This window comes from Blattabacterium cuenoti (assembly GCF_014252275.1).
GTDB classification, from domain to species: domain Bacteria; phylum Bacteroidota; class Bacteroidia; order Flavobacteriales; family Blattabacteriaceae; genus Blattabacterium; species Blattabacterium cuenoti_O.
Genome location: NZ_CP059214.1, coordinates 324,760 through 350,008 on the forward strand (window position 1 = coordinate 324,760; position 25,249 = coordinate 350,008).

The following is a 25,249-nucleotide window of genomic DNA, read 5'->3' on the forward strand; positions in this document are numbered from 1 at the left end:
TTTTTCATTATATTATTTATATTTGCTATTTAAAAAAATAGAATTATGTCATTTCAACTTCCCAAATTATCATATTCCTACGAAGATCTTGAACCAAATATAGATGGTAAAACCATGGAAATTCATTATAATAAACACCATGCAACTTACACGAACAATCTAAATAATTTGATTCAAGAAACTGATATGAGGAATCTATCTATTGAGGAAATTTTGAGAAGGTCTCATATTGAAAGTCCTGGTATAAGAAACAATAGCGGAGGATTTTATAATCACAATTTCTTCTGGAAAATACTGATTCCTACAAAAAAATTTTCAAATCCCAGTCAATCGTTATATAACGTAATCAATAAAAACTTTGGAAATTTTCATAATTTTAAAAAAAAATTTACAGATACTTCAATGAATCGTTTTGGATCTGGATGGGTATGGTTATGCGTCAAAAATAATCAACTGGTTATTGGTTCTACAGCTAATCAAGATAATCCAATCATGTACGGTGTAGAATGTGAAGGAATCCCAATACTAGGATTAGATGTTTGGGAACATGCCTATTATCTGAAATATCAAAATAGACGTATAGATTATATATCTTCTTTTTGGAATATTGTTGATTGGAAAATGGTAGAGGAGAATTATAACCATGCTACTATAAAAAAACAATAATATTTTTTTATGGGAAAATTAATATTGAATTTGAATGATATTAAATTGTTTGGATTTCATGGAATCATGTTAGAAGAAAATTTGATTGGTTCTCATTATTCCATTGACGTAGAAGTAGAATTGGATGCAGATGAAGCATCTGAAAATGATGATTTATCAAAAACTGTAAATTATGTGGATTTGTACCGAATTATCAAAGAAGAAATGAATACAAAATCCAAACTTATAGAAAATTTAGCAAAAAGAATTATTAAAAGATTTCAAACATTTAAGAAATTGAAATACACAAAAATAAAAATTTGTAAAAAATATCCTCCTATTGGTGGTCCTGTAGGTCAGGTTTGTGTTGTTTTAGAAGATTAGATTTTTTTGGCACGGTGGCCGAATGGAATAGGCAAAGGTCTGCAAAACCTTTTATAGCGGTTCGATTCCGCTCTGTGCCTTTTTAAAGGAACAATTTTTCTATCATTTTTTTTAAAATTTTTCAAAATTTTTAAAAAATTATGAAAATCAATAATATACTTATTTCACAACCTCTTACTGGTGGTTCTCATACGCCATATATAGAACTTAGCAAAAAAAAAAATGTTAAAATCGATTTTCGATCTTTTGTTAAAGTAATTGGAGCATCCTCTAGCGATGTAAGAAAACAAAAAATTAATTTTTCTGATTTTTCTGCAATTCTTTTTATAAGCAAAAGATCTGTAGATAATTATTTTAGATTAGCAGAATCTATGAGGTTTAAAGTACCAATTTCTATGAGATACATCTGTCAGACAGATACAATTGCCTATTATCTTCAAAAATATATTGTATATAGAAAACGAAAAATTCATATAGGAGTAAAATCATTTCATGATATTATTCCTTACATTAAAAAATATTCAAAAGAAAAATTTCTTTTACCATCTTCAGATATATTAAAACAGGAAATACCAAAAATGTTGAATCAATTAAATATTTCTTGGAAAAGGGCAATTCTTTATAAAACAACTTCTAGTGATTTATCAGATTTAAAAGATTCGTATTATGATATTTTAGTATTTTTTAGTCCTGCGGAAATTAAATCTTTATTTGAAAATTTTCCAAATTTTCATCAAAATAATATAAAAATTGCCACATTTGGAAAAAATACATTAGATGCAGCAAGTAAGGCAGGATTGAAAATTGATATCAAAGTTCCTACTCCAGAATTTCCTTCCATGGCAATGGCGTTAGAGAAATACATAAAAACATCCAATACACATAAAAAATGAAAAAATAAAGTTTTTTTATTCTACTGTAACGGACTTAGCTAAATTTCTGGGTTGATCAACATTTTTTCCCCTGATGCAGGCAATTTGATAAGCTAATAACTGTAGAGGAATTATATTGATTAATGGACTAATCTCTTCGGAAGTTTTTGGAACTTTTATAATGTGATCTGCTAACATTTGAATCTGTAGATCTTCTTCATTTATAATCGCAATAATTCTTCCTTTTCTTGCTTTGATCTCTTGTATGTTTCCGATAATTTTTTCATAATGAATATTCTTTGTAGCAATGATAACAACAGGCATCTTTTCATCGATCAAAGCAATGGGTCCATGCTTCATTTCTGCGGCAGGATATCCTTCTGCATGTATATAAGAAATTTCTTTTAATTTTAAAGCACCTTCCAATGCTACAGGAAAATTAATTCCTCTTCCTAAATAGAGGAAGTTCTTTACGTTACAATATTTTTTTGAAATTTCTTTGAGATAACGATCAATCTTGAGTGTACAAAAAACTTTTTCCGTAATATTCCCTAATTCTTCACATAAATTATGATATAGATGCTTATCAATAGTTGACCTATATTTTCCAATTGTCAAAGCCAATAAAACAAGGATTGTAATTTGAGCAGTAAAAGATTTTGTAGATGCTACTCCAATTTCAGGTCCTGCATGAGTATAAACACCATCATCTACATTTCTTGCAATAGAAGATCCCACAACGTTACATATTCCAAAAACAAAAGATCCTCTTTGTTTTGCAAGTTTCAAAGCTGAAAGAGTATCAGCAGTTTCTCCTGACTGAGAAATCACAATAACAATATCTCTTTTTTCTATAATAGGATCCCGATATATGAATTCTGAAGCATATTCAACTTCTACCGGAATTCTTGTTAATTTTTCTAATAAATATTCTCCAATTAGACTTGCATGCCATGACGTACCACAAGCGATGATGGTAATATGTTTCGCATAAGTAAATATTTTTTTATTTAATTCAATTCCATCAATGCAAATGATACCTCCATTTTGATTTAATAATCTTCCTCTTAAAGTATCTAATATAGTTTTTGGTTGTTCATAAATTTCTTTTAACATAAAATATTTATAATGACCTTTTTCAATTTCTTTAAGATTAATTTGTAATTGTTCAATTACAGGACTAATTTTATGATTATTTACAATGCTCCTCAAATCTAATTTTTCATTTTTTTTTATAATTGCCATTTCTCCATCCTTTAAATAAATCACATTTTTTGTATAATTCAAAAAAGGAATAGGATCAGAAGCAATAAAAAATTCTTTTTCGTTGGATCCGATTCCTAACGCAATGGGACTTCCTAATTTAGCCACTATCATTGTATTAGGATTTGATCGTTCTACAATTGCAATGGAATAGGCCCCAATTACTTCATTTAATGAAATTCTCACAGCTTCTTCTAAAGAACACTGATGTTCAGTTTGAATGTATTCTATAAGATTTACAAGAACCTCTGTATCTGTTTCACTTTTGAAGTGAAATCCGTTTTTTAATAAAATAATTTTTATTGCATGGAAATTTTCTATAATTCCATTATGGATGATAATAAGTTTATGAGAATTAGATACATGAGGATGAGCATTAATATTATCTGGAACTCCATGGGTGGCCCATCTAGTATGTCCTATCCCGGAAGTTCCAATCATATTTTTTTTTTGATAAAAAATTTTTTTTTCCAATTCAGAAACTTTTCCCTTAGTCTTACATATTTTGTATCCATTATTACAAAACACAGCAATTCCAGAACTATCATATCCTCTATATTCTAATTTTTTTAATCCATCAATGAGAATAGGATATGCATTTCTATTCCCTAAATAACCAATTATTCCACACATTACAAACAAAGAAAATTATATAGTTTTTTCCTATTTTTTTAATTTTTTTGAATCAATTTGTTCTAAAATGGTTTCTTCGTAAAATTTTTGATAAACGATTTCAATATTTTCTATTGGATGATATTTTAATACCAATAACTTATTCAAATCTATAATCTTTTCTACCTCTTTAGGAAGAGTAACGTCTCCTTTGATGATGGCATCTGAAAAGGATAAACAAAGCTTAATAAAACGAAATTGATTGATCTTTTCTAAACCACTTAATTGTTTCGATCCAATTCCATCAAGTTTTATTTTATTTACGATTTTTTTACTTTTATTAAAAAAATCTTTAATAGTTTGATTATAAATAGATACAACTATTTTTGAATTTTGATATATTGATTCATTTTTGTAATAATTTTTTATGTATAAAGGAATAAATACCGTAATCCATCCATATATATGAATAATATCAGGTTTCCAATTCAGATTTCTCACAGTCTCTAAAACTCCTTTTGTAAAAAATAAGGCTCTCTCATCATTATCTTGAAAATAATTTCCATGTTCATCTTTTTCAAGAGCTTTTCTTTGAAAATATTCTTCATTATCTATGAAGTACACTTGTAATCGAGCATCGGGAATAGAAGCAACTTTAATTAATAAAGGTTGTTCAATTTCATTAACTATCAAATTCATACCTGATAAACGAATTACTTCATGCAACTGATGTCTTCTTTCATTTATCACTCCAAAACGTGGCATGAATATTCGTACCTCATTTCCCATGGATTGCATAAACTTAGAAACTTTTAAAACTGATAAAGACATCGGATTATCTGAAGAAAAAGGAAATAAATCCGAAGAAACATATAATATTCGTTTACCTGTCATTTTATAGTTGTTTTATATTGTTGTTTAAGAGATTAATTATAAGGAAAAAATACGGATCATCGCAAATATAATAAATAATATACAATTTTTTTAAAAAAGTTTTTGAATAAAGAATTTTTTCAAAATAAAATCTTGTAGATTGTATATATAAAATACTTTATAATGTTCATTTTTTTTAATTATGAAATTAAAAAAAGAAAAAAAAAGAAACAAAAAATCTTTAATTGGAGTAATCAATATTACTCAACATGGATATGCTTTTGTAAAGATCCCATCGTATAATAAAGATATTTTCATTCCAAAAAATGAAACTCATAGAGCTTTAGAAGGAGATTTTGTGAAAATACAATTACAAACAAACAAAAAAAGAATACAAGGAAAAGTTATAAGAATACTGAAAAGAAAAAAAAAACAATTTATTGGAATTCTGAAGTATCTTCCCAATCTCAAAAGAGGAGAAGTTAATGTATACAATAACGGAAAAAATGTATTAAAATTGGGTATTCCTTATAAACAATATCAAAAATATTCTAATAATGATAAAGTTTTAGTAGAAATGATTTCTTGGCCAAAAAAATTAGAACATCCTTTGGGAAGAATCATCAAAACCTATGGTACCGTAGGAGAATATAATACAGAATTTTTTTCTCTTTTAGAAGAGTATCAAATTAATATAAATTTTCCAAAAGAGATAGAACATGAAGCTAAAAAAATAGCGTTGAAAAACGTTTCTGATTGGAAATCTCGAAGAGATATGCGTCATATTAATACATTTACGATAGATCCTACAAATGCAAAAGATTTTGATGATGCATTATCAATAAGAAAATTAAATGAAAAAATTTGGGAAATAGGCATTCATATATCTGATGTTTCTTACTATGTCAAGGAGGATAGTTTATTGGATAAAGAAGCATATTCAAGATCAACATCTATTTATTTTGTTGGAAAAGTAATTCCAATGCTTCCTAAGATATTGTCCAATCATGTTTGTTCTTTACAACCAAAAAAAGATAAGTTAAGTTTTTCTTTTGTGTTCAATATTAATCATAAAGGAGAAATATTAGAAAATTGGTTAGGAAAAACAATCATACAATCCAATAAAAAATTTACTTATAGAGAAGTTCAAGAAATTATAGATCAAAAAAGAGGAGATTATTGTGAGGAAATCAATGCTTTGTTTTTATTTTCCAAAATCCTTTGCAAAAAAAGGTTGAAGAATGGATCCATATATTTGGAAAAAGAAGAAATCAATTTTCATTTAGATCATAAAAAAAATCCCGTATCAATATTTTTAGAAAAAAATAAGGATGCTCATCGTTTAATAGAGGAATTTATGTTACTAACAAATAAAAAAATCTCAGAATTTGTTAGTTTTCATATAGATCAAAAAAAAACATCATATATATATAGAGTACATGATGAACCTGACATAGAAAAAATTTTATTCTTAAAAAGAATCATCGAACCATTAGGATATTTTTTCAATTTGGAAAATATCAAGAATTCCATCAATCATTTACTTGTAAAAAGTAGAGGAAGACCGGAACAAAATATGATTGAAAATTTAATTCTTCGTTGTATGAGTAAAGCGAAATATTCCACTAAAAATATCGGACACTATGGATTATCTTTTATTCATTATACACATTTTACATCTCCTATAAGAAGATATTCAGATATTATTGCCCATCGATTACTTCATTATTATTTAATAGAACATAATTCCAACAATTCCATAAAATCTAAAGAATTTTATGAAAAACAATCTGAATATTGTAGTTTTAAGGAACGATTGGCTATCGATTTGGAACGGGAATTTTTAAAATTTATACAAGTAAAATTTCTAAAAAAATTTCTTGGAAAAGAATTTGATGGGATGATCACAGGATTCAACAAATGGAGTATTTATGTTGATTTAATTTCATTTCAAACCGAAGGAGTAGTCAAACTTTCTGATATTAATGAGGATAAATATACTTTTAATTTCAACGATTATAGTATCATTGGAGAAAAAAAACGAAAAATATATCATATTGGAGATAAAATAAAAGTGAAGTTACTAAATATTGATTTGGAAAGAAAACAAATTCTATTATGTTGGATCGGAAAATAATTCGATTCTAACGGAAGAAGGGACAAAAAGAGTATAATCACCTCCATTTCTTATAATTTCTCTTACAATACAAGATCTTATGAAAGATTTTTCATGATTTGATAACAAAATAATGGTTTCGATTTTATGTTCATTATTTAGAAAACTATTTGTAAATGATAAGTTTTTTTCAAATTCAAAATCCGTTTGATTTCGTATTCCTCTTAATAAAAAATTTGCTTTTTTTTTTTTACAGAAAGAGATAGTTAATCCATGAAATACATCAACTTCTATTTTTTTAGGAAATTGAAAAAAAGTATTACGAATCCACTTGATTCGTTGTTCAATAGAAAACATATTATTTTTCTTACTATTATTTCCAACAGCTATAATAATTTTATCAAATAGATTGAGAGATCTTAGAACAAGATCATAATGTCCTATTGTGATAGGATCAAAAGATCCTGGAAAAACAGCAATTTTTTTATCATCATGATTCATTTTCAATAATGTTAATTTTGTATTATAATGAATATAATTTTTTTCCTAATTCTAAAGAAATAAAGAAGAAGCAGAATAAAAGTTTTATTTTTGTGAATATATTTAATATATCGTTCTTTAATGGTTTTTTGAATTCATCCATAATCCTTTTTAAGGGATGAAAATTTCAATGTAAATATTTATAATGCGAACACATAGAATTTGAAAATAATTATCATCCATATTTTGTAATAAATATATTTTCACTTGATCATGTGAAATAAATCATTTTTATGCGTGTGTAATAAAAAAAAATCAAAACAAATTGATTCGTTTTTCAAATTGATTTTTTATTTTTGGGTTTTATTTTTTTCAGGTATAATAGGATGCTTCTTCCTTTTTTATGCTTCATATAAGGGATATTTAGGAGATTTACCGATAAATAAAAAAATGGGAAAACCTCTCCTTAAAGTAGGGACTGACGTATATGATGCTAATGGAATGTTCTTAGGGAATTTTTTTTCTGAAAATAGAAGATTAATCACTTATAACCAACTTCCTAAGAATTTTATTTGTGCACTTTTATCTAAAGAAGATATACGTTTTCGACAACATTCTGGTATTGATATCAAGTCCTTATTAAGAGCAACAGTGACTTTTGGAAAAAAAGGAGGAGGTAGTACAATTTCTCAACAACTAGCGAAACTTCTTTTTACAGGAAAATCATCCAGAAATAAATTGGAAAGAATCCATGAAAAAATATTGGAATGGATAATGGCCATCGAATTAGAAAAACGATATACAAAAGATGAAATTATCACCATGTATTGTAATAAATTCGATTTTTTATATAATGCAAAAGGAATCGACAATGCATCAAGGACTTATTTTCATAAAAAAGTAGGAAAACTTAATCTCAGTGAATGTGCAACATTAGTTGGGATGTTGGAAAATCCATTTTTATACAATCCGAAAAATTTTCCAGAAAAATCAAAGAAACAAAGAAATTTAGTTTTGTTTCAAATGAAAAAATACCATTTTTTAACCGATCGTAAGTATAAAAAAGAATTAAAAAAACCTATTATTCTCAATTTTAATATACAGAAAAAGGATTTAGAACTTGTTACTTATTATGGTGAATTTTTGAAAAAAGAAGTTCAAAAGTATTTGAAAGAATATGAAAAAAAGACTGGTAAAAAGTATAGCCTTGACTATAGTGCATTAAGAATATATACCACCATTAATAAAAATATGCAGATCTATGCAGAAAAATCCGTTAAAAAACATCTTAGTCGATTACAAATTTTATTTAATTCCTTGCAGAAGAAGAATAAAAATGCTCCATTTATAAATGTTTCTAAAGAAAAAACAAAAAAAATTCTCTTGTCTTCGATGCGTAGAACTACGATGTATCAAAATTTAAAACAAAAAGGATTTTCTGAAGAGGAAATTATGGATGAATTTAAAAAATTAAAAATGATAGATATATTTACATGGAATGGAGATAAAAAAACAGTAATGTCTTTATGGGATTTAATTCGTTATAAAAAGGGAATCATTCAATCAGGATTGTTATCTATAGAACCATCTACAGGATATATTAAAGCTTGGGTAGGAGGAGTGGATTTCAATCATTTTCAATATGATCACGTTTTACAAACAAAACGTCAAGTTGGTTCTATATTTAAACCGATTGTTTATGCATCAGCAATTAATGAATTACATTATGATCCATGTACCAAAATTTCCAATGAAAAATTCCAGTTAGGAAATTGGACTCCTAGAAATTCTAGTGGAAAATATGGCGGATTTTTAACATTACAAGATGGATTATCTTTTTCTGTAAATACCATATCAGCACGTCTTATTGAAAAAATAACAACTAAACCAGTCATTAATCTGGCAAGAAAAATGGGAATACGTTCGTTGATTCCAAACCATCCATCTATTGCTCTTGGTTCCGCTGATTTAACATTATATGAAATGACTGGAGCATTTAACACGTTTGCAAATTATGGTTGTTATATTAAGCCTAAAATTTTAATCAAAATAGAAGATAAATATGGAAATGTGATTATCAATAATCAGAACAATATTCAAAAAACAAAAGTTTTGAATAAAAGAGTATCTCATATTATGTTAAATTTAATGGAAGGAGTCGTTAAATATGGAACGGCAAAAAGAATAAAAAATAAATACCATATGAAAGGGGATATAATCGGGAAAACAGGAACAACCAATGATTATGTAGATGGATGGTTTATTGGAATGGTTCCAAACTTAACGACGGGAATTTGGGTAGGATGGGAGGATCGTTTTACTCATTTTAATAATATGAGTATTGGACAAGGTGCAAATATGGCCCTTCCTATATGGGCTGATTATATGAAAAAATTATATCATGATAAATATCTTATGTATCATGAAAAATTAGTTTTTCGTAGACCGAAAGAATTTCAATATTCTTGTGATCGTTTGAAAAAATTAGATAAAAAAAATAATTCAAATGCAAATGATCAGGAAAAAGGATCAGGGATAACCCAGGAGAAGAACCAGACCGTTCCGTCCCACCCGAAAAAAGGATCAGAGACTACCCAGGAGAAGAACCAGACCGTTCCGTCCCACCCGAAAAAAGGATCAGAGACTACCCAGGAGAAGAACCAGACCGTTCCGTCCCACCCGAAAAAAGGATCAGAGACTACCCAGGAGAAGAACCAGACCGTTCCGTCCCACCCGAAAAAAGGATCAGAGACTACCCAGGAGAAGAACCAGACCGTTCCGTCCCACCCGNATGAGTATTGGACAAGGTGCAAATATGGCCCTTCCTATATGGGCTGATTATATGAAAAAATTATATCATGATAAATATCTTATGTATCATGAAAAATTAGTTTTTCGTAGACCGAAAGAATTTCAATATTCTTGTGATCGTTTGAAAAAATTAGATAAAAAAAATAATTCAAATGCAAATGATCAGGAAAAAGGATCAGGGATAACCCAGGAGAAGAACCAGACCGTTCCGTCCCACCCGAAAAAAGGATCAGGGACTACCCAGAAAAAGAACCAGACCGTTCCGTCCCACCCGAAAAAAAGAGCAAGAATTAAACCGTCCTATTCGTTAAAATCGTCGAAACAAAGAACTGTAAATTAACGATTGTTGGAAAACATGTTATAGAAGAATGATTTTGTATAATATGAGGAAGAATTAAGATTATTCATGAAAAAAAATAACAAATGAAAAAAGGAAATAATTCTTAATACAGGAAAATTTTAAAAATCTTTTTCATAATTTATTTTATGAAAAAATTGTTTGGATATTTTTAAAAATATAAATATACAAGACAATTTAATATAAATACCATTTTAAAAAATTATTAGACAGTTATAAGGGTCCTACTTTTTGATCTTTATCAAAAACAAATTCATGAAATAAATAAATAACTATTTCCTCAATTAATAGATCATTTTACTTAATAAATCCTGATCGATTCGAATTAAATAATTTAAATATGAAAAATATGAAGAATAAAGGAAGTCAGTGGAGATGAATTAGAATATGAAAATTCTTCTTTTGTAAGAATTTTTTATAATCAAGAAATTGGATCATTTTTTATTATTTTATAAAATCTAATAAAATTAGATTAACTACATATTTTAAGAAAAAATCATATTCAATACACATCTTTTAAATATCTTTTTTCTTTTTTCATATCATTCATAAATTTTGTTGCATCGATGTTCCCTACTTGATAAATTATATTTTTTATAGTATTTTCAACGTCAATACTCATGGGAACTTTTTTTCCGCAAATAAATATATATGCACCACTTTTCATCCATGAAAAAAATTCTATTCGATTTTCCCATATTTGATGTTGTACATAGATTTTTTTTTTCTGATCCCTTGAAAAAGAAAAATTTGCCTTATAAAGAATATTTTTATTTACCCAAATTTTTATTTCTTTTTGATATAAAGAAAAATCTTTATCGGAATATTGATCTCCAAAAAATAACCAACTTTTTCCCAACACATTCAACGATTCTCTTTCATATAAAAAAGAACGAAATGGGGCAATTCCTGTTCCAGCAGCAATTAAAATAATATTTTCATTTTTTTTGGGAAGTTTAAATAATTGATTTTTGCAAATGAAAAATTTCAGTGAATCATTTTTTTTTATTTTCGAAAGAAAGTTCGAACAAGTTCCGTATATCCTTTGACGATTTGAATAAAAATAATGAATAGATACCGCAATGTGTATTTCATTTCCATGAACTCTCGGAGAAGAAGATATGGAATATAATCGAGGTTTAATAGGATCCATAATCTTTAACATATCATAACATGAAAATTGTTCGTAATCTATTGGATAATTTTTCATGATATCTAAAAGGTTCCATTTTTTATCATTTATAATCTCTTGTTTTTTCTTTAAAAACAAGGAATAATTTGATAAAAAATTTTCCGATAAAAAATCAACACTTTTTTCTTTTTTTAAAATTTTAAAAAAATCATCTTTTTGATGAAATTTGATCCATTTTTTTTCCAAAAAGAAATTGATAATTCGATTTACTTTGTTGGTATCATTTTCAGGGAAAATCCCTATAGAATCTCCTGGACAATAATTCACATAATACGGCATTAAAATTTCTATATGATAAACTTCTTTTTGAAATGTTTTATTTATATCACTCAAAGGAATTTTATTAGAAATTTTTCCTAATATTTTTGTTATATTTTTTTTCTTTTTTTTTTTTACGAAAAAATCTAATATGTTAGATAACCATTGATATGAACTTTCTTTATAATCTGCATCACATTTTTGTAATGGAATAATTCTTGATGCACCAACATCATTTAATCGTTTATCAATATCTTCTCCTGCTTTGCAAAAAAAAGAATGAGATCTATCTCCCAAAGCTAAAACACTATATTGAAGATTTTTTAAAAAAAATCTTTTATTTTCATGAATAAAATTATAAAAACCTTTTGCGGATTTAGGAGCATCTCCATATCCATAAGTGCTAATTACAATGAGTAAATACTTTTCTTTTTCCAAATCATTCAAATAATAATCAGATAAATTAAATAATCTTATATTCAATTTTTCTTTTATAAATCGATGATAAATTTCCAAAGATAATTTTTTTGCATTTCCTGATTCACTCCCATACACTAATGTAATATGATTGTTTTCATGAATTGAGAACTCATTATTTTTTCTTTTATCCAATAAATAACCGGAAATGTACCCATTCATCCATGCGATTTCTTCTTTGGTTGAAGTTTCGATCAAATGAATAAACGTTTTTTTTTTTGATTCAGATAATATATTCATTTTTTTTAATTAAAATAGATTTTCCACGGAAAAATATCTTTCTCCTGTATCATAATTAAAAGTAAGTATAATAGAATCTTTGGAGATGTCAGGTAGTTTTTTATGTATTGCAGATAGAGAAGATCCTGTAGAAATTCCTCCTAGAATTCCTTCTATTTTTGCTAATTTTCTTACAAATTGATAAGATTCTTCTTGAGAAACTAAAAGGGATCCATCTAATAAATTTACATCTAATACAGATGGAATAAAACCTGCTCCTAACCCTTGTAAAAAATGTGTATTCGGTTCTCCTCCAAATATCACTGGAGATTCTTCTGGTTCTACAGCAAAAATTTTCATATGTTTATATCTTTTTTTTAAGGACCTCCCTATTCCAGTTATATGTCCTCCTGTTCCAACTCCTGTAATAAAATAATCAATTCCATTCGGAAAAAAATTTATAATTTCTTTTGCTGTTTGTTTTTCGTGAATAGAAGGATTCGATCTATTTTCAAATTGTTTAGGCATCCAAGAATTTGGAATGGTATCAATCAACTCTTCAGATTTTTTAATTGCTCCTTTCATTCCTTTTTCTTTTGGAGTTAAAATACATTTTGCTCCAAAAATAGAAAATAATTTTCTTCTTTCAATACTCATCGATTCTGGCATAACTAAAATAAGACGATATTTCTTTACAGCCGCAACCATAGCAAGACCAATACCAGTATTTCCAGAAGTCGGTTCTATAATCACATGACCTTTTTCAAGAATTCCTTTCTTTTCTGCATCTTCTATCATAGACAAAGCTATTCTATCTTTAATGCTCCCTCCTGGATTATTTTTTTCTAATTTCATCCAAACTTTATGATCTGGAAATAATTGACTAAGATGTATATGGGGGGTATTTCCTATTGTTTTTAAAATGCTATTATCTATTTTCATAATTTTTATATCATATCATAAAATCAATAGAATTGGAATAAATACTTTTATTTTTTACTTTAATATTACTTCTTTGATAAACTACGGAAAAAGCAGGAATACTATTTGTAATCCATACATTTCCTCCAATAATGCTATCATGACCTATAATGGTATTACCTCCTAGAATAGTTGCTCCTGCATAAATGGTGACTTTATTTTCAATAGTTGGATGGCGTTTGACTTTGGATAATTTTTTATCCACATAAATTGCTCCTAATGTAACACCTTGATAAAGTTTGACTTCATCTCCTATCTTTGTACTTGATCCTATTACTATTCCTGTTCCATGATCAATAGCAAAGGATTTTCCTATATTAGCACCAGCATGGATATCTACACCAGTTTTACTATGTGCGTATTCTGTTATTAATCTTGGAATAATGGGAATGTTCTGATTCCATAATTGATGTGCGATTCGATATAATGCAGTAGCAAAAAATCCAGGATAAGAAAGAAAAATTTCTTCTATCGAAATTGCGGCAGGATCAGAATTTAATATAAAATTAGCATCTATGAGTAACATCCGATAAATACGAGGAATTTCTTCGAAAAAATCATGCAAAGATTTCTCAGAGATCTCTTTAGATAAATTCAAATCTTCAAAAATTTCCTTTAATAAAGTTCTTAATGTTTTATATTCCTTTAAAAGGATAAATTGATTAGTTAATAAGGATTTATCTGGCGTAAAAAGTATATAAAATAATTGTTCTACAAGAAATTCTATTTTTTTTTTGCTAAATGTTGTAATTTTTTTTTTTTTATAATTTTCAAATACAATTTTTAAAAAAATTTCATCCATCATTATTTTGTATTACGAAAAAAAAAGAACATCTACCTTTCGTTACAAGGATACATTATCTATTCAAAAATAGATATCAACATTGTTTGTTATTAAATGTTTTCTTTTCCTTTTTTTTGAATGAAAAAAATAAAAAGATTTTTTTCATATGAAGAACAAATCTATGAATAAAATAGGAAAATTCCTATATTTACCACTAACTATACAACAAATTTAAGCATTCTTTTTTATTATTTCGAATTTGTAACCATGAATTTATTATGAAAAAAATAAAAGTCACAAATCCTATTGTAGAAATAAACGGAGATGAAATGGCTAGGATCATGTGGGATAGGATTAAGGAGAATTTGATTTTACCTTATCTAGATATAAAAATTATCTATTTTGATCTAGGAATAAAAAATAGAGATGAAACAAATGATGATATTACCAAAGATGCAGCTCGTGCAATAAAAAAATATCAAGTTGGAATAAAATGTGCTACCATAACTCCTGACAAAAAAAGAATGAAAGAATTCCAATTAAAAAAAATATGGGATTCTCCAAATGCGACAATTCGAAATATTATTCATGGAACAATTTTTAGAGAACCCATTTTAGTAAAAAATATTCAAAAATTCATTCCAGGATGGAAAAAACCGATATGCATAGCTAGACATGCTTATGCAGATCAATATGCTGCTAAAGAATTTTCTATCAAAGAAAAAGGAAATCTATATTTTATTTTTTTACCAGAAAAAAAAAAAAGTAAAGGATTAAAAAAAATTAAAATCCATCATTTTCAAGGAAATGGAATCGCAATGGGAATGTTTAATACAGATGAATCAATCTATGGATTTGCTCGTTCCTGCTTTAATTATTCCATTTACAAAAAACTTCCACTTTTTTTATCTACAAAAAATACAATTTTAAAATCCTATGATGGTAGATACGTAGATATTTTTGATCATGTCTATAAACATGAATTTTACCAAATATTCAAAAGAATGAATATCACATACGAACATTGTTTAATAGATGATATGATTGCAAAAACTATCAAATCAGATGGTGGATTTATATGGGCATGTAAAAATTATGATGGAGATGTACAGTCTGATTGCATTGCTCAAGGATTTGGATCATTAGGAATGATGACGTCTGTATTACTTAATCCAGATGGAAAAATATTTGAATCTGAAGCGGCTCATGGTACTGTTACAAGACATTTTCGATCACATCAAAAAGGAGAAAAAACATCAACAAACCCGGTTGCATCTATTTTTGCTTGGACAAGAGGACTCAAACATCGTGCATTTTTAGACAAAAACAAAATTTTAGAAAAATTTTCCACAATACTTGAAAAAACATGTATAGATTTAGTGGAATCAGGAAAAGTAACGAAAGATCTTTTTTTTTATTTAAATAAAAAAAAAGAATGTTTTCTGGATACTGAAACTTTTATAAAAGAATTAAAAATAAATCTTGATAAAAAAACGAAATCTATGACTATTTTTTTATAATTTATAGATTTTTGAATAATGAATCTTTCATTTCTTTTTTCTTTATTTTTCCTAATAAATCCTCCAAAAAACGTTTTAAAAAAAATATTTTTCTTGGTTTTAAATATTTCATTTTTCCAAAAAAAATTTCTTTAGGAATAGAAAATAAAAAAGGAGGCCCTTCAATAACTAAAATGATTTTTTCTCCCAAAATTTTATCTGGAATGGAAGAAATAAAAAATCTTCTATTCATAATAAAAGGAGAAAGTAATTTTTCTATTAATTCAGGAATAATTTTAATTCCTCCACTATTAATTACATTATCATATCTTCCAATAAAAGAAAATTCATTATAAGATTTTATCGAAACGATATCATTTGTTTTTACAAAAAGATCCATAAAACGGATCCTTAAACAATTATATTTATTTACATAAAGAGTGACATCATTAAAGGATTTATAAAAATCGTTTCTGTAATTTCCATTAACTCTTTTTAATGCAATATGTCCTGAAGTTTCTGTCATTCCATATGTTGCATAACAATGAGTCGATACATGTTGTAACTTTCGTTCCAAAGAATTAGATACCTTGGATCCTCCAATTAATAAAACTTTTATATAATATAATTTCTTGATACTATATTCTACTTGCATAGGAGTCATTGAAGATATATCAAAAAAATTTTTAATATTTTTTAATGGTCTAGATGATGGATGATCACAAAAAATAATCCATTTAAAAATAACAGATCTTAACAAAAACATTTTTGCTGCTATGGTATGAATAGGTAAACATAATAACCCTTTGACACCTCTTTTATTTATTTTTAGTAATTGAGCAGATAGACAAGCTCTTTGATACATATGTTTTTTTTTTAAAAAACAAACTTTTGGATTTCCTTTTGTAGTTCCAGAAGTGAGTACAGTAATTGTATTTTTTTTTTGATCATACCAATCATTTAAAAAAGAACGAATAGAATGAGATAAGGTACATGAATTTTCTAACGATTGATCATCAATTTTATAATTGTAATGATTGAAATCTATCCACATAAATTTTATAAAAATTTGTTATTCAATACAATAAAAAGAAGGATTATATATACCAAATGAGTCCTTTTCTTTTTTCTATCAAAGAAAAGGACTCATTTTTATATACATTCAATGTATTTAGTCCGTGATGAACAATAAAATTATTAAAATATTTTTTTTGCATAACATAAGTCCACTGAGCAATTGCATTCATTCCTATGCTACTTTCAAAAGAAGAACTAACATACCATTTTATATTTCTTTTTTTTGATTCTATAATCCATTCTTCAGATTTCATAAATCCTCCATGTAAACTAGGTCTTATTACAAGATATTTGGGATTAACCAGATCTAAAAGTTTTTTCTTTTCTTTGAGGGATGTTACTCCTATTAACTCTTCATCTAAAGAAATAGGTAATTTTGATATTTTACATATCATCGATAATTCTTTCCAAGATCCAGGTAATATTGGTTGTTCTAATAAACTAACGATACGTAGATCATAAAGTTTATTTAAATAATATAATGCTTCTTTTATATTCTTAAAACATCCATTTGCATCCATACGAACGTTTATAAAAGGATACATCTTACTTATTTTTTTGATAATTTTATATTGAAAATCAAACAAATCCATGTGCATTTTTATCTTGAAACATGAAAATCCTTGAATAATTTTTTTCTCAATCTCTTTTATAATTTTATATTCATCGTATTCAATCCATAAATGAAGCCATAGAATGTCATTAATAGACAAACCTTCTTTTTTTTTTGTAAATGGTGAATGATATAAAATAGGAAAATGACTATTAAATCCGATTAACATCTGTTCCAATCCAAAAATAAATATGGGATGTAAAAAAGATCCTTTAAAATAAGGAAAAACATTAAAATTATTTATAATTTCCTCAAAAGGAATATTATTTAATATATGATTCATTCGATTTATCTCTTCGAATGAAATAAATAATGTATTACATTCTCCAATAGAAAAACGTTCTTTATCAAAAAGAAAAAGGTAAATTATCGAATGTTTATTAAACCATCGATATGCATTAGATATGTTCTTTTTAAAAAGAAGATCTTTTTTACAAAAACAAAATCTTTTCATGAAAAATTCTAAATAGTGATAGAATCCCAAGATTCTAATAATATCAAATCTTTTTTATTTTCCATAAAATCTTTGACAGATTTTTCTTTATGGATTTTAATTTCATTAAAAGTATTATAATGGACGCCTAAAACTCTTTCACATTTTAATAAATTTGAAGCTTGAATTGCTTCTTCAATATCCATTGTATATCTTCCTCCTATAGGAAGGATAGATAAATCAATTTTTCCAAATATGGGAAAAAGATTCATTTCCCATGTAATAGATGTATCTCCAGAAATATAAAGATTTCCTTCTTCTGTATGTAAAAGAAATCCTCCAGGATTCCCCCCATATATTCCATTATTAAAAACACTTGAATGACAAGCCCAAGTATATTTTAATTTTCCAAACGAAAAAGGTATAAAAGATCCATAATTGATTCCATATGTATTGATTCCCTTTTTCGAATAAAAATTGGATATTTCATAGTTAGCGATGATCAAAGCATTTGGATACTTTTTTGAAAAAAATTCTACATCACAAACATGATCATAATGAGCATGAGTGATTAGTATATAATGGATTGGTGAATACATATCCATATACGTATTTAACGATCTCTTGTCAAAAGAAGAATTTTCATATAAAAAAGGATCAATTAATAAATTTTTTTCATGGATTTGTATAATACATGTACTATGTGTTAAATAAATAACTTTCATCAATGATTATTTTTTATGATTTTTTTATAAATAGTTTTGCATTCCAATACTTAATACATATAAAAAAATAAGAAAAACAAGTTTTTTTAGTTCTAAATGTAATAGAAATTTATTATTATTAATTAACATAATATTTCTACAATGCATTATTAATAATACTGATACAATGGATAATGAGAACAATTGATAAATATTATTTTTCATCGATATAAATAAAAATCCTAAAAGGATTGCATTGAGAATCATTACAAAATGATACCACTTTGCAAAGTTTAATCCAAAACGTACCACGATTGTTTCTTTTCTATTTATAGAATCTTCATAAAGATCCCTCATATTATTGATATTCAATATAGCCGTATTTAAAAATCCCATAGATATAGATAATAAAATCACTTGAAAAGAAGGAACTAATCTGTTATACAAAAAAAAACTTCCTAGAACAGAAAAAATTCCAAAGAACAAAAATACGGATAAATCTCCCATCCCCCATTTCCAACCATAAGGGTTATTTCCACATGAATACTTGATAGCACTCAAAATACAAAAAATTAACCCTATTAGATAGGTAAAAAAAATTATAATATTTTCATATAAAATCGGATATATAAGAATAAAACCTAAAATAAAAGAGAGAATAAATAATATAAAAATTGCTTTTTTCATTTGTTTAGATGAAATGATTCCCTCATAAACAAATTTTTTTTTCATACTCATTTCATTATCATGAAAAATTAATTTTATACTATCTCCATAATCGTTAGAAAAATTTGCTAATATTTGCAAGGATAATGCCGTTAAAATAGAGAATACATATGTTTTTAAACACTTATACATCTCCATAATAGAATGAGTTGACAAAAAAAAACTTAAACTTATTCCATAAATAGAAAGAGGTAAAGTATATAAACGTGTAGCAAATATCCAATTTTTCAAGTTCATAAAAATTTTTTAAATTTTTTAAATTTAGGGATTCTTTTTTCTAGAAAAGCTCTTTTACCTTCTTGAGATTCTTCTGTTAAATAAAATAATAACGTTGCATCTCCAGCAAGTTGCATAATTCCATGCTGTCCATCCAATTCCGCGTTTAAACATCGTTTAATCATCCTCAAAGACATGGAACTTCGTTCTTGTATCTTTTTACACCATTCAATGGTTTCTTTTTCAAGAATATTTTTATTTACAACTTTATTGATCAATCCCATTGATAATGCTTCTTTTGCTGAATATTTTTTGCATAAAAACCACATTTCTCTTGCTCTTTTTTGTCCAATGTGACGAGCTAAATAAGAACTTCCAAATCCTCCATCAAATGATCCTACTCTTGGACCTGATTGACCAAAAATTGCATTATCAGATGCTATAGTTAAATCGCACACTACATGTAAAACGTGTCCTCCACCTATTGCAAATCCATTGACCATAGCTATAACTGGTTTTGGAATCTCACGTATCTTTTTATAGAAATCTAGAATATTCAATCTTGGTACTCCATCTTTTCCCAAATAACCACCTAACCCTCTTGTATGTTGATCTCCACCTGAACAAAATGACTTATTTCCAGATCCTGTGATAATGATTACATCAATATCTTCTCTTTTTCTACATATATCGATAGCATCAATCATTTCATCAACTGTCTCTACACGAAAAGCATTATGACACCAAGGTCTATTTATCTGTATTTTAGATATTCCTTTCCAAAAAAAAAATAAAATATCCTCGTATTTTTTTACCAACTTCCAATCAATTGATAGTTTCATAAAAAGTTTATGATTAATTATATTCAAATCACAATATAGTAGAAAAATTTTTATATTAAATGAAAAAATTAATCAACAAAATATCCAGTACTAATTTATTTTTTCTATAAATAATAAACAGATAAAACCAGAAATATATCCGATAAATGCAATCCAACTAATCTTTTTTAAATACCAAAAAAAATCAATTTTTTCTATACTCATAGCAGCAACTCCAGATGCAGATCCAATAATCAATAAACTTCCTCCTGTTCCTGATACGTAAGCAATAAAATGCCAAAAACTATGATCAATAGGATGAGAAAACATTGAAATAGTTGCAGCAACTAATGGAACATTATCAACAATAGATGATATAAATCCTAAAAGAATAGTTGTTATCTCCCAATTATAAACTATATGATTAATCCATTGGGACATTTTATACAAAATTCCTATTCCTTCAAGAGAAGAAATTGAAAGTAGGATTCCAAAGAAAAATAAAATACTAGTAACATCTACTTTTTTCAAAATGTTTTTACTTGAAAAAAGTAATATTTTTTTTTCGTAAAGTACCGAATATATAGTCAACATAATTCCCAAAGAAAACATCATTCCTATATATGGAGGAACTCCAATAATCGTTTTATATATAGGAACAAAAAACATTAATATCAATCCTATTAATAACATATAGAGTCCTATTTTTAGGTTTTTTTTTGATAATGGAGTTTTTTTCCATTTCATTTCTCCATTAAAAATTGACATATAGGATATAATTTGAGTGGAAATTAACATACAAATGATAGAAGGAAAAAATATTTTTTTTAAAAGACAAAAAGTTGTTACTTTTTTAGAAATCCACAACATAGTTGTAGTGATATCACCGATTGGTGACCAAACTCCCCCTGCATTTGCAGATATAATTGACAACCCTAAATAATATAAACGTTCTTTGTAATTATGAATGGTTTTTTTCAAAAGAGATATTAAGACAACAGTAGCAGTTAAATTATCTATTAAAGCAGATAACAAAAAAGAAATGATACTTATTTTCCATAAAAATTTTCTTTTTGTATCGGTATAAAGTAATTCACTCATTGCATCAAAAGCTGAAGATTTTTCTAAAATAGATATAATTAACATAGCTCCAAGTAGAAAAAATACAATTTCTGAAGCTTTTCCTAAATGAACTAATAATAAATGATGATTGTCTCTAACTTTTATTAAGTTATGATTTAATTCATAAACAGGAATGTTAAAAAACATTATTAAAGACCAACAAATAGTTGCCATTAATAACGAAGGAATTACCTTGTTTAGAGAAAAGTAGTCTTCAAAAATAATGAATAAATATCCGAAAACGAAAAATATGATTACTAACATCTATCGAATATTATATTCATTGAATGATAAAATAATAAAAACATTTTTATTCAAAAAATCCAATTTGGATATACAGAACGTTTTCCTAAATCTTCTTCTATACGCAATAATTGATTATATTTAGAAGTACGTTCAGAACGACAAATGGATCCAATTTTTATTTGTTCGATATTAAATGCTACAGATAAATCTGATATAAAATGATCTTCTGTTTCTCCAGAACGATGAGAAATTACGTTTTTGTATCCACTTTTTTTTGCAAAATCAATAGTGTTCATAGTTTCCGTTAATGTCCCCACCTGATTAATTTTTATTAAAATAGAGTTTGCAATTCCATTATTTACTCCTCTTCTTAAATTATCTATTTGAGTAACAAAAATATCATCACCTACTAACTGTATTTTATCTCCTAATTCATCAGTTAATAATTTCCATCCTTTCCAATCATTTTGATCCATTCCATCTTCAATAGATATAATAGGATATTTTCTTGATAGGAAAGATAAATATTGAACATGATCTTCACTTGATTTCAATAAAGGATCTTTTTTTTGATCTCTATTAAATTTTGAGTAATTATATTTTTTGTTTTCGTATAATTCAGATGCTGCACAATCAATAGCAATACCCACTTCATCATAAGGCTCATAACCAGAAAGATGAATATTTTCTAAAATGATATCCAAAATATTTTCTATTTTTTCAAAATTCGGTGAAAATCCTCCTTCATCACCAACATTTGTGGAATAACCTTTTTCATTCAAAAAATTTTTAAGATGATAAAAAATATTGTACACAATATGTAAAGATTCAAAAAAATTTTTTGCTTTTATAGGAACAATCATAAATTCTTGAAAAGCTATAGAAATATTTGAGTGTTTTCCTCCATTTACAACATTAACTAACGGAATAGGTAGGATATGACTGTATGAACCTCCTATATATTGATAAATAGGTAATCCTACTTCTTTGGATGCAGCTTTTGCATTAGCTAATGAAATCGCAAGTATTGCATTAGCACCCAATCTCTTTTTATTTTTTGTTCCATCTAATTCCAACATTAATCGATCTATATGAAATTGGTCTAATACAGATTTTCCTATTAATTCAGGAGCAATAATATTATTTACATTTTTAATTGCTTGAGAAACACTCATCCCTAAAAAACTATCTTTTTCATTATCCCGTAATTCAAAAGCTTCTTGTTCTCCTTTCGATGATCCAGATGGGACAGAAGCACGTCCAAGTATATTATTTGTTGTTAAAATATCTACTTCAACTGTTGGATGTCCTCTAGAATCTAATATTTGTCTTGCTTTTATGAATTTTATTTTGCTCATTACTCATTTTTTTTTCTTCTTGATTTCTCTTCTTTTTTCTTCCTCTTCTGGTATGATATTTTTTATTGGGATTATATATCTTATTAAAATCTACTAATTCGATTAAAGAAAAACGAGAATATTTACCAATACAAGATCCTATTTTTAATATCCTTGTATATCCTCCAGGACGTTTTCGAACCTGATCAAAATCTTTTTTAAATAGTTCAGCAACCGCATTTTTATCTCTTAAATATGAAAAAACCTTTCTCATAGAATGAGTTGATTTCAATTTTGATTTCGTAATAATAGGTTCTATATATTTTCTCAATGACTTTGCTTTAGCTAAAGTAGTAAAAATTCTTTTCTCTTTAATTAAAGATGATGCCATATTAGAAAGTAAAGAATTTCTATGTCCATACTTTCTTTTTAAATTATTATTTTTATCACCATGATTCATTAAAAAATATTTTATTCTTTATCTAGATTATATTCTGAAATATCCATTCCAAAATGCAATTCTTTTTCCTTCATTTTTCCTTCTAATTCATCTAATGATTTTTTTCCAAAATTGCGCATTTTTAATATAGAGCTTCTACTGCAAACTACCAAATCTGCAATCGTTTCTATCGAAGCAAATTTTAAACAATTTTTTGTTCGAACAGATAAATCCATATCATTTAATTTTGATTTTAATAAAGTACGCATTTTTAAAAATTCTTCATTATACTTTTTTCTATTATCTATCTTTTCTTTTTTTTCTTTTCCAATTTTATCATAAGAAAAAATAGAAAAATATTGAATTAATATATTAGATGCTTCCATTAATGCTATTTTTGGAGAAATAGACCCATCTGTTTTGATTTCTAAAGAAAGATTCTCAAAATCTGTTTTTTGTCCCACTCTACAATTTTCTATAAAATATTTTACATTTTTTATAGGAGTATAAATAGAATCTATTGGAATAGTTCCAACTAAATTTAAACTATCACTTTTTTTTTTATTCTCTTCTGCTGGGACATATCCTCTTCCTTCATCAATTGTGAAACTAAGTTCCATAGAAATCCCTTTTTTTTTATGAAAAAGAACCAAATCATGATTTAAAATTTGAAAACCGGAAATAAATTTATTTATAATTTCTCCATTTATGATTTCTTCTTCATTATTAATATATACATGAACCGTTTCTTGATGAATATCAGGAGTGATTCGTTTTAAACGAATCTTTTTAAAATTAAGAATAATTTCTGTAACATCTTCTAAAACTCCCTCTATAGAAGAAAACTCATATTGAACTCCTTTAATTCTTATGGATGTTATAGAAAATCCTTTTAGTGAACCTAAAAGAACTCTTCTTAATGCATTCCCTAATGTTACTCCATACCCAGGTTCTAAAGGTTGTAAATGAAATATTCCTTTATAATCGGAAAATTCTTTCATAGAAACCCTATCAGGTTTAACAAAATCTAAAATAGACATAAAAAATTATATTATAAAAATTATTTTGAATATAATTCAACAATTAATTGTTCTTTAATATTTTCAGGAATTTGTGATCTTTTCGGAATTGACATTAACATCCCATACATATTTTTCTCGTCTAATAATAACCAATCAACCAAGGTTCCTTTTTGATTTTTCATAGAATTATTTATAGCAGGATGATTTTTAGACTTATTTTTTATTTGTATTTTATCACCAGGGTTTAATCTAAAAGAAGGTATATTTACGATAACTCCATTTACTATTACATGTTTATGAGAAACAATTTGACGTGCAGCAGGTCTTGATAATGCAAAATTTAAACGAAAAACTATATTATCTAAACGTCTCTCACAAGATTGTAATAATAACTCTCCTGTAACTCCCTTTTTTTTTGAAGCATTTAAAAAAAGTTGTTTAAACTGATGTTCCAGTATACCATAAATATGTTTTGTTTTCTGCTTTTCCATTAATTGTGTAAAATATTCAGACTTTTTTCCTCTTCTTCTATTCACAATAATGTGAGAAATAGGAGGGTATTTTTTACGTCCAAAATATTTATCTTCTCCATAAATACATTGTCCAAATTTTCTTGAAATCTTAGTTTTCGGTCCTATATATCTTGCCATAAATATTTAATATTTTTTT

Annotated in this window: 23 protein-coding genes and 1 tRNA gene; 8 read left to right on the forward strand and 16 right to left on the reverse strand. The window is 26.5% G+C overall.

The window, feature by feature from the left end; genetic code table 11:
- The first annotated feature begins 45 nt into the window (after positions 1-45).
- The 4 genes from H0H42_RS01515 (at position 46) to H0H42_RS01530 (ending at position 1,922) form a co-directional block, all read left to right on the forward strand.
- Positions 46-666 (forward strand): superoxide dismutase, encoded by a 621-nt coding sequence (locus tag H0H42_RS01515; RefSeq protein WP_185868308.1) that lies wholly within the window; start codon positions 46-48, stop codon positions 664-666.
- A gap of 9 nt (positions 667-675) precedes the next feature.
- Complete coding sequence (folB, locus tag H0H42_RS01520; protein WP_185868309.1) at positions 676-1,029, forward strand: dihydroneopterin aldolase; 354 nt, start codon at positions 676-678, stop codon at positions 1,027-1,029.
- A gap of 8 nt (positions 1,030-1,037) precedes the next feature.
- Positions 1,038-1,109: transfer RNA gene (locus H0H42_RS01525), tRNA-Cys, on the forward strand.
- A gap of 60 nt (positions 1,110-1,169) precedes the next feature.
- The gene (locus tag H0H42_RS01530; RefSeq protein WP_185868310.1) at positions 1,170-1,922 is read left to right on the forward strand and encodes a uroporphyrinogen-III synthase; all 753 of its coding nucleotides are present in this window, start codon (positions 1,170-1,172) and stop codon (positions 1,920-1,922) included.
- 15 nt (positions 1,923-1,937) lie between these two features.
- Here the strand turns inward: H0H42_RS01530 and glmS are convergent, their stop codons facing one another.
- Together glmS and H0H42_RS01540 are read right to left on the reverse strand one after the other, a co-directional pair.
- Entirely contained in the window at positions 1,938-3,797 is a 1,860-nt protein-coding gene (gene glmS, locus H0H42_RS01535) for a glutamine--fructose-6-phosphate transaminase (isomerizing) (protein ID WP_185868311.1), read from the reverse strand.
- Positions 3,798-3,827: 30 nt separating this feature from the next.
- Positions 3,828-4,670 (reverse strand): glycogen/starch synthase, encoded by an 843-nt coding sequence (locus tag H0H42_RS01540; protein ID WP_185868312.1) that lies wholly within the window; start codon positions 4,668-4,670, stop codon positions 3,828-3,830.
- A 181-nt stretch (positions 4,671-4,851) separates the two neighbouring features.
- Here H0H42_RS01540 and H0H42_RS01545 point away from each other — a divergent pair, with 181 nt between their 5' ends.
- A complete protein-coding gene (locus H0H42_RS01545) occupies positions 4,852-6,786 on the forward strand; it encodes a ribonuclease R family protein (RefSeq protein ID WP_185868313.1) in 1,935 nt (644 codons plus the stop codon).
- On the opposite strand, the gene coaD is transcribed toward H0H42_RS01545, so the two are convergent.
- Entirely contained in the window at positions 6,766-7,266 is a 501-nt protein-coding gene (gene coaD / locus H0H42_RS01550) for a pantetheine-phosphate adenylyltransferase (RefSeq protein WP_185868314.1), read from the reverse strand. The two genes, H0H42_RS01545 and coaD, sit on opposite strands and share 21 nt — an antisense overlap.
- A gap of 480 nt (positions 7,267-7,746) precedes the next feature.
- Here coaD and H0H42_RS01555 point away from each other — a divergent pair, with 480 nt between their 5' ends.
- Both H0H42_RS01555 and H0H42_RS01560 read left to right on the forward strand, forming a co-directional pair.
- Complete coding sequence (locus H0H42_RS01555) at positions 7,747-10,083, forward strand: transglycosylase domain-containing protein (RefSeq protein WP_456318682.1); 2,337 nt, start codon at positions 7,747-7,749, stop codon at positions 10,081-10,083.
- The gene (locus H0H42_RS01560; protein ID WP_185868316.1) at positions 10,037-10,396 is read left to right on the forward strand and encodes a hypothetical protein; all 360 of its coding nucleotides are present in this window, start codon (positions 10,037-10,039) and stop codon (positions 10,394-10,396) included. Before H0H42_RS01555 ends, H0H42_RS01560 begins: the two co-directional genes overlap by 47 nt.
- Before the next feature lie 520 nt (positions 10,397-10,916).
- Here the strand turns inward: H0H42_RS01560 and H0H42_RS01565 are convergent.
- Genes H0H42_RS01565 through H0H42_RS01575 form a run of 3 tightly spaced genes read right to left on the reverse strand, consistent with a single transcriptional unit; the run spans position 10,917 to position 14,346 of the window.
- Complete coding sequence (locus H0H42_RS01565) at positions 10,917-12,581, reverse strand: diflavin oxidoreductase (RefSeq protein ID WP_223843676.1); 1,665 nt, start codon at positions 12,579-12,581, stop codon at positions 10,917-10,919.
- Between the two features lie 9 nt (positions 12,582-12,590).
- Positions 12,591-13,502: a cysteine synthase A gene (gene cysK, locus H0H42_RS01570; RefSeq protein WP_185868317.1), complete on the reverse strand. Its 912-nt coding sequence runs from the start codon at positions 13,500-13,502 to the stop codon at positions 12,591-12,593.
- Between the two features lie 10 nt (positions 13,503-13,512).
- Positions 13,513-14,346 carry a serine O-acetyltransferase gene (locus tag H0H42_RS01575; RefSeq protein WP_185868318.1) on the reverse strand — a complete coding sequence of 278 codons (834 nt, stop codon included), beginning with the start codon at positions 14,344-14,346 and terminating at the stop codon, positions 13,513-13,515.
- A 257-nt stretch (positions 14,347-14,603) separates the two neighbouring features.
- Between H0H42_RS01575 and H0H42_RS01580 the strand changes: the two genes are divergently transcribed.
- Positions 14,604-15,845: an NADP-dependent isocitrate dehydrogenase gene (locus tag H0H42_RS01580; RefSeq protein WP_185868319.1), complete on the forward strand. Its 1,242-nt coding sequence runs from the start codon at positions 14,604-14,606 to the stop codon at positions 15,843-15,845.
- A gap of 1 nt (position 15,846) precedes the next feature.
- Here the strand turns inward: H0H42_RS01580 and H0H42_RS01585 are convergent, their stop codons facing one another.
- From H0H42_RS01585 to rpsD, 10 genes are all read right to left on the reverse strand, one after another.
- Positions 15,847-16,878: an AMP-binding protein gene (locus H0H42_RS01585; protein ID WP_185868320.1), complete on the reverse strand. Its 1,032-nt coding sequence runs from the start codon at positions 16,876-16,878 to the stop codon at positions 15,847-15,849.
- 43 nt (positions 16,879-16,921) lie between these two features.
- A complete protein-coding gene (locus tag H0H42_RS01590; RefSeq protein WP_185868321.1) occupies positions 16,922-17,968 on the reverse strand; it encodes an enolase C-terminal domain-like protein in 1,047 nt (348 codons plus the stop codon).
- Between the two features lie 8 nt (positions 17,969-17,976).
- Positions 17,977-18,672 carry a metal-dependent hydrolase gene (locus tag H0H42_RS01595; RefSeq protein ID WP_185868322.1) on the reverse strand — a complete coding sequence of 232 codons (696 nt, stop codon included), beginning with the start codon at positions 18,670-18,672 and terminating at the stop codon, positions 17,977-17,979.
- A gap of 24 nt (positions 18,673-18,696) precedes the next feature.
- The gene (gene menA, locus H0H42_RS01600) at positions 18,697-19,614 is read right to left on the reverse strand and encodes a 1,4-dihydroxy-2-naphthoate octaprenyltransferase (protein WP_185868323.1); all 918 of its coding nucleotides are present in this window, start codon (positions 19,612-19,614) and stop codon (positions 18,697-18,699) included.
- Positions 19,611-20,435 carry a 1,4-dihydroxy-2-naphthoyl-CoA synthase gene (menB, locus tag H0H42_RS01605; protein WP_185868324.1) on the reverse strand — a complete coding sequence of 275 codons (825 nt, stop codon included), beginning with the start codon at positions 20,433-20,435 and terminating at the stop codon, positions 19,611-19,613. Before menB ends, menA begins: the two co-directional genes overlap by 4 nt.
- Positions 20,436-20,525: 90 nt before the next feature.
- Positions 20,526-21,800, reverse strand: coding sequence for a sodium:proton antiporter NhaD (gene nhaD / locus H0H42_RS01610; protein ID WP_185868325.1), 1,275 nt, complete (start codon positions 21,798-21,800; stop codon positions 20,526-20,528).
- Positions 21,801-21,850: 50 nt separating this feature from the next.
- The gene (eno, locus tag H0H42_RS01615; RefSeq protein WP_185868326.1) at positions 21,851-23,140 is read right to left on the reverse strand and encodes a phosphopyruvate hydratase; all 1,290 of its coding nucleotides are present in this window, start codon (positions 23,138-23,140) and stop codon (positions 21,851-21,853) included.
- Entirely contained in the window at positions 23,094-23,579 is a 486-nt protein-coding gene (rplQ, locus tag H0H42_RS01620) for a 50S ribosomal protein L17 (RefSeq protein WP_185868327.1), read from the reverse strand. The genes eno and rplQ overlap by 47 nt, the downstream gene beginning before the upstream one ends.
- A gap of 11 nt (positions 23,580-23,590) precedes the next feature.
- Entirely contained in the window at positions 23,591-24,598 is a 1,008-nt protein-coding gene (locus H0H42_RS01625) for a DNA-directed RNA polymerase subunit alpha (RefSeq protein WP_185868328.1), read from the reverse strand.
- 20 nt (positions 24,599-24,618) lie between these two features.
- Positions 24,619-25,230 (reverse strand): 30S ribosomal protein S4, encoded by a 612-nt coding sequence (gene rpsD / locus H0H42_RS01630; protein WP_185868329.1) that lies wholly within the window; start codon positions 25,228-25,230, stop codon positions 24,619-24,621.
- Positions 25,231-25,249 lie beyond the last annotated feature (19 nt).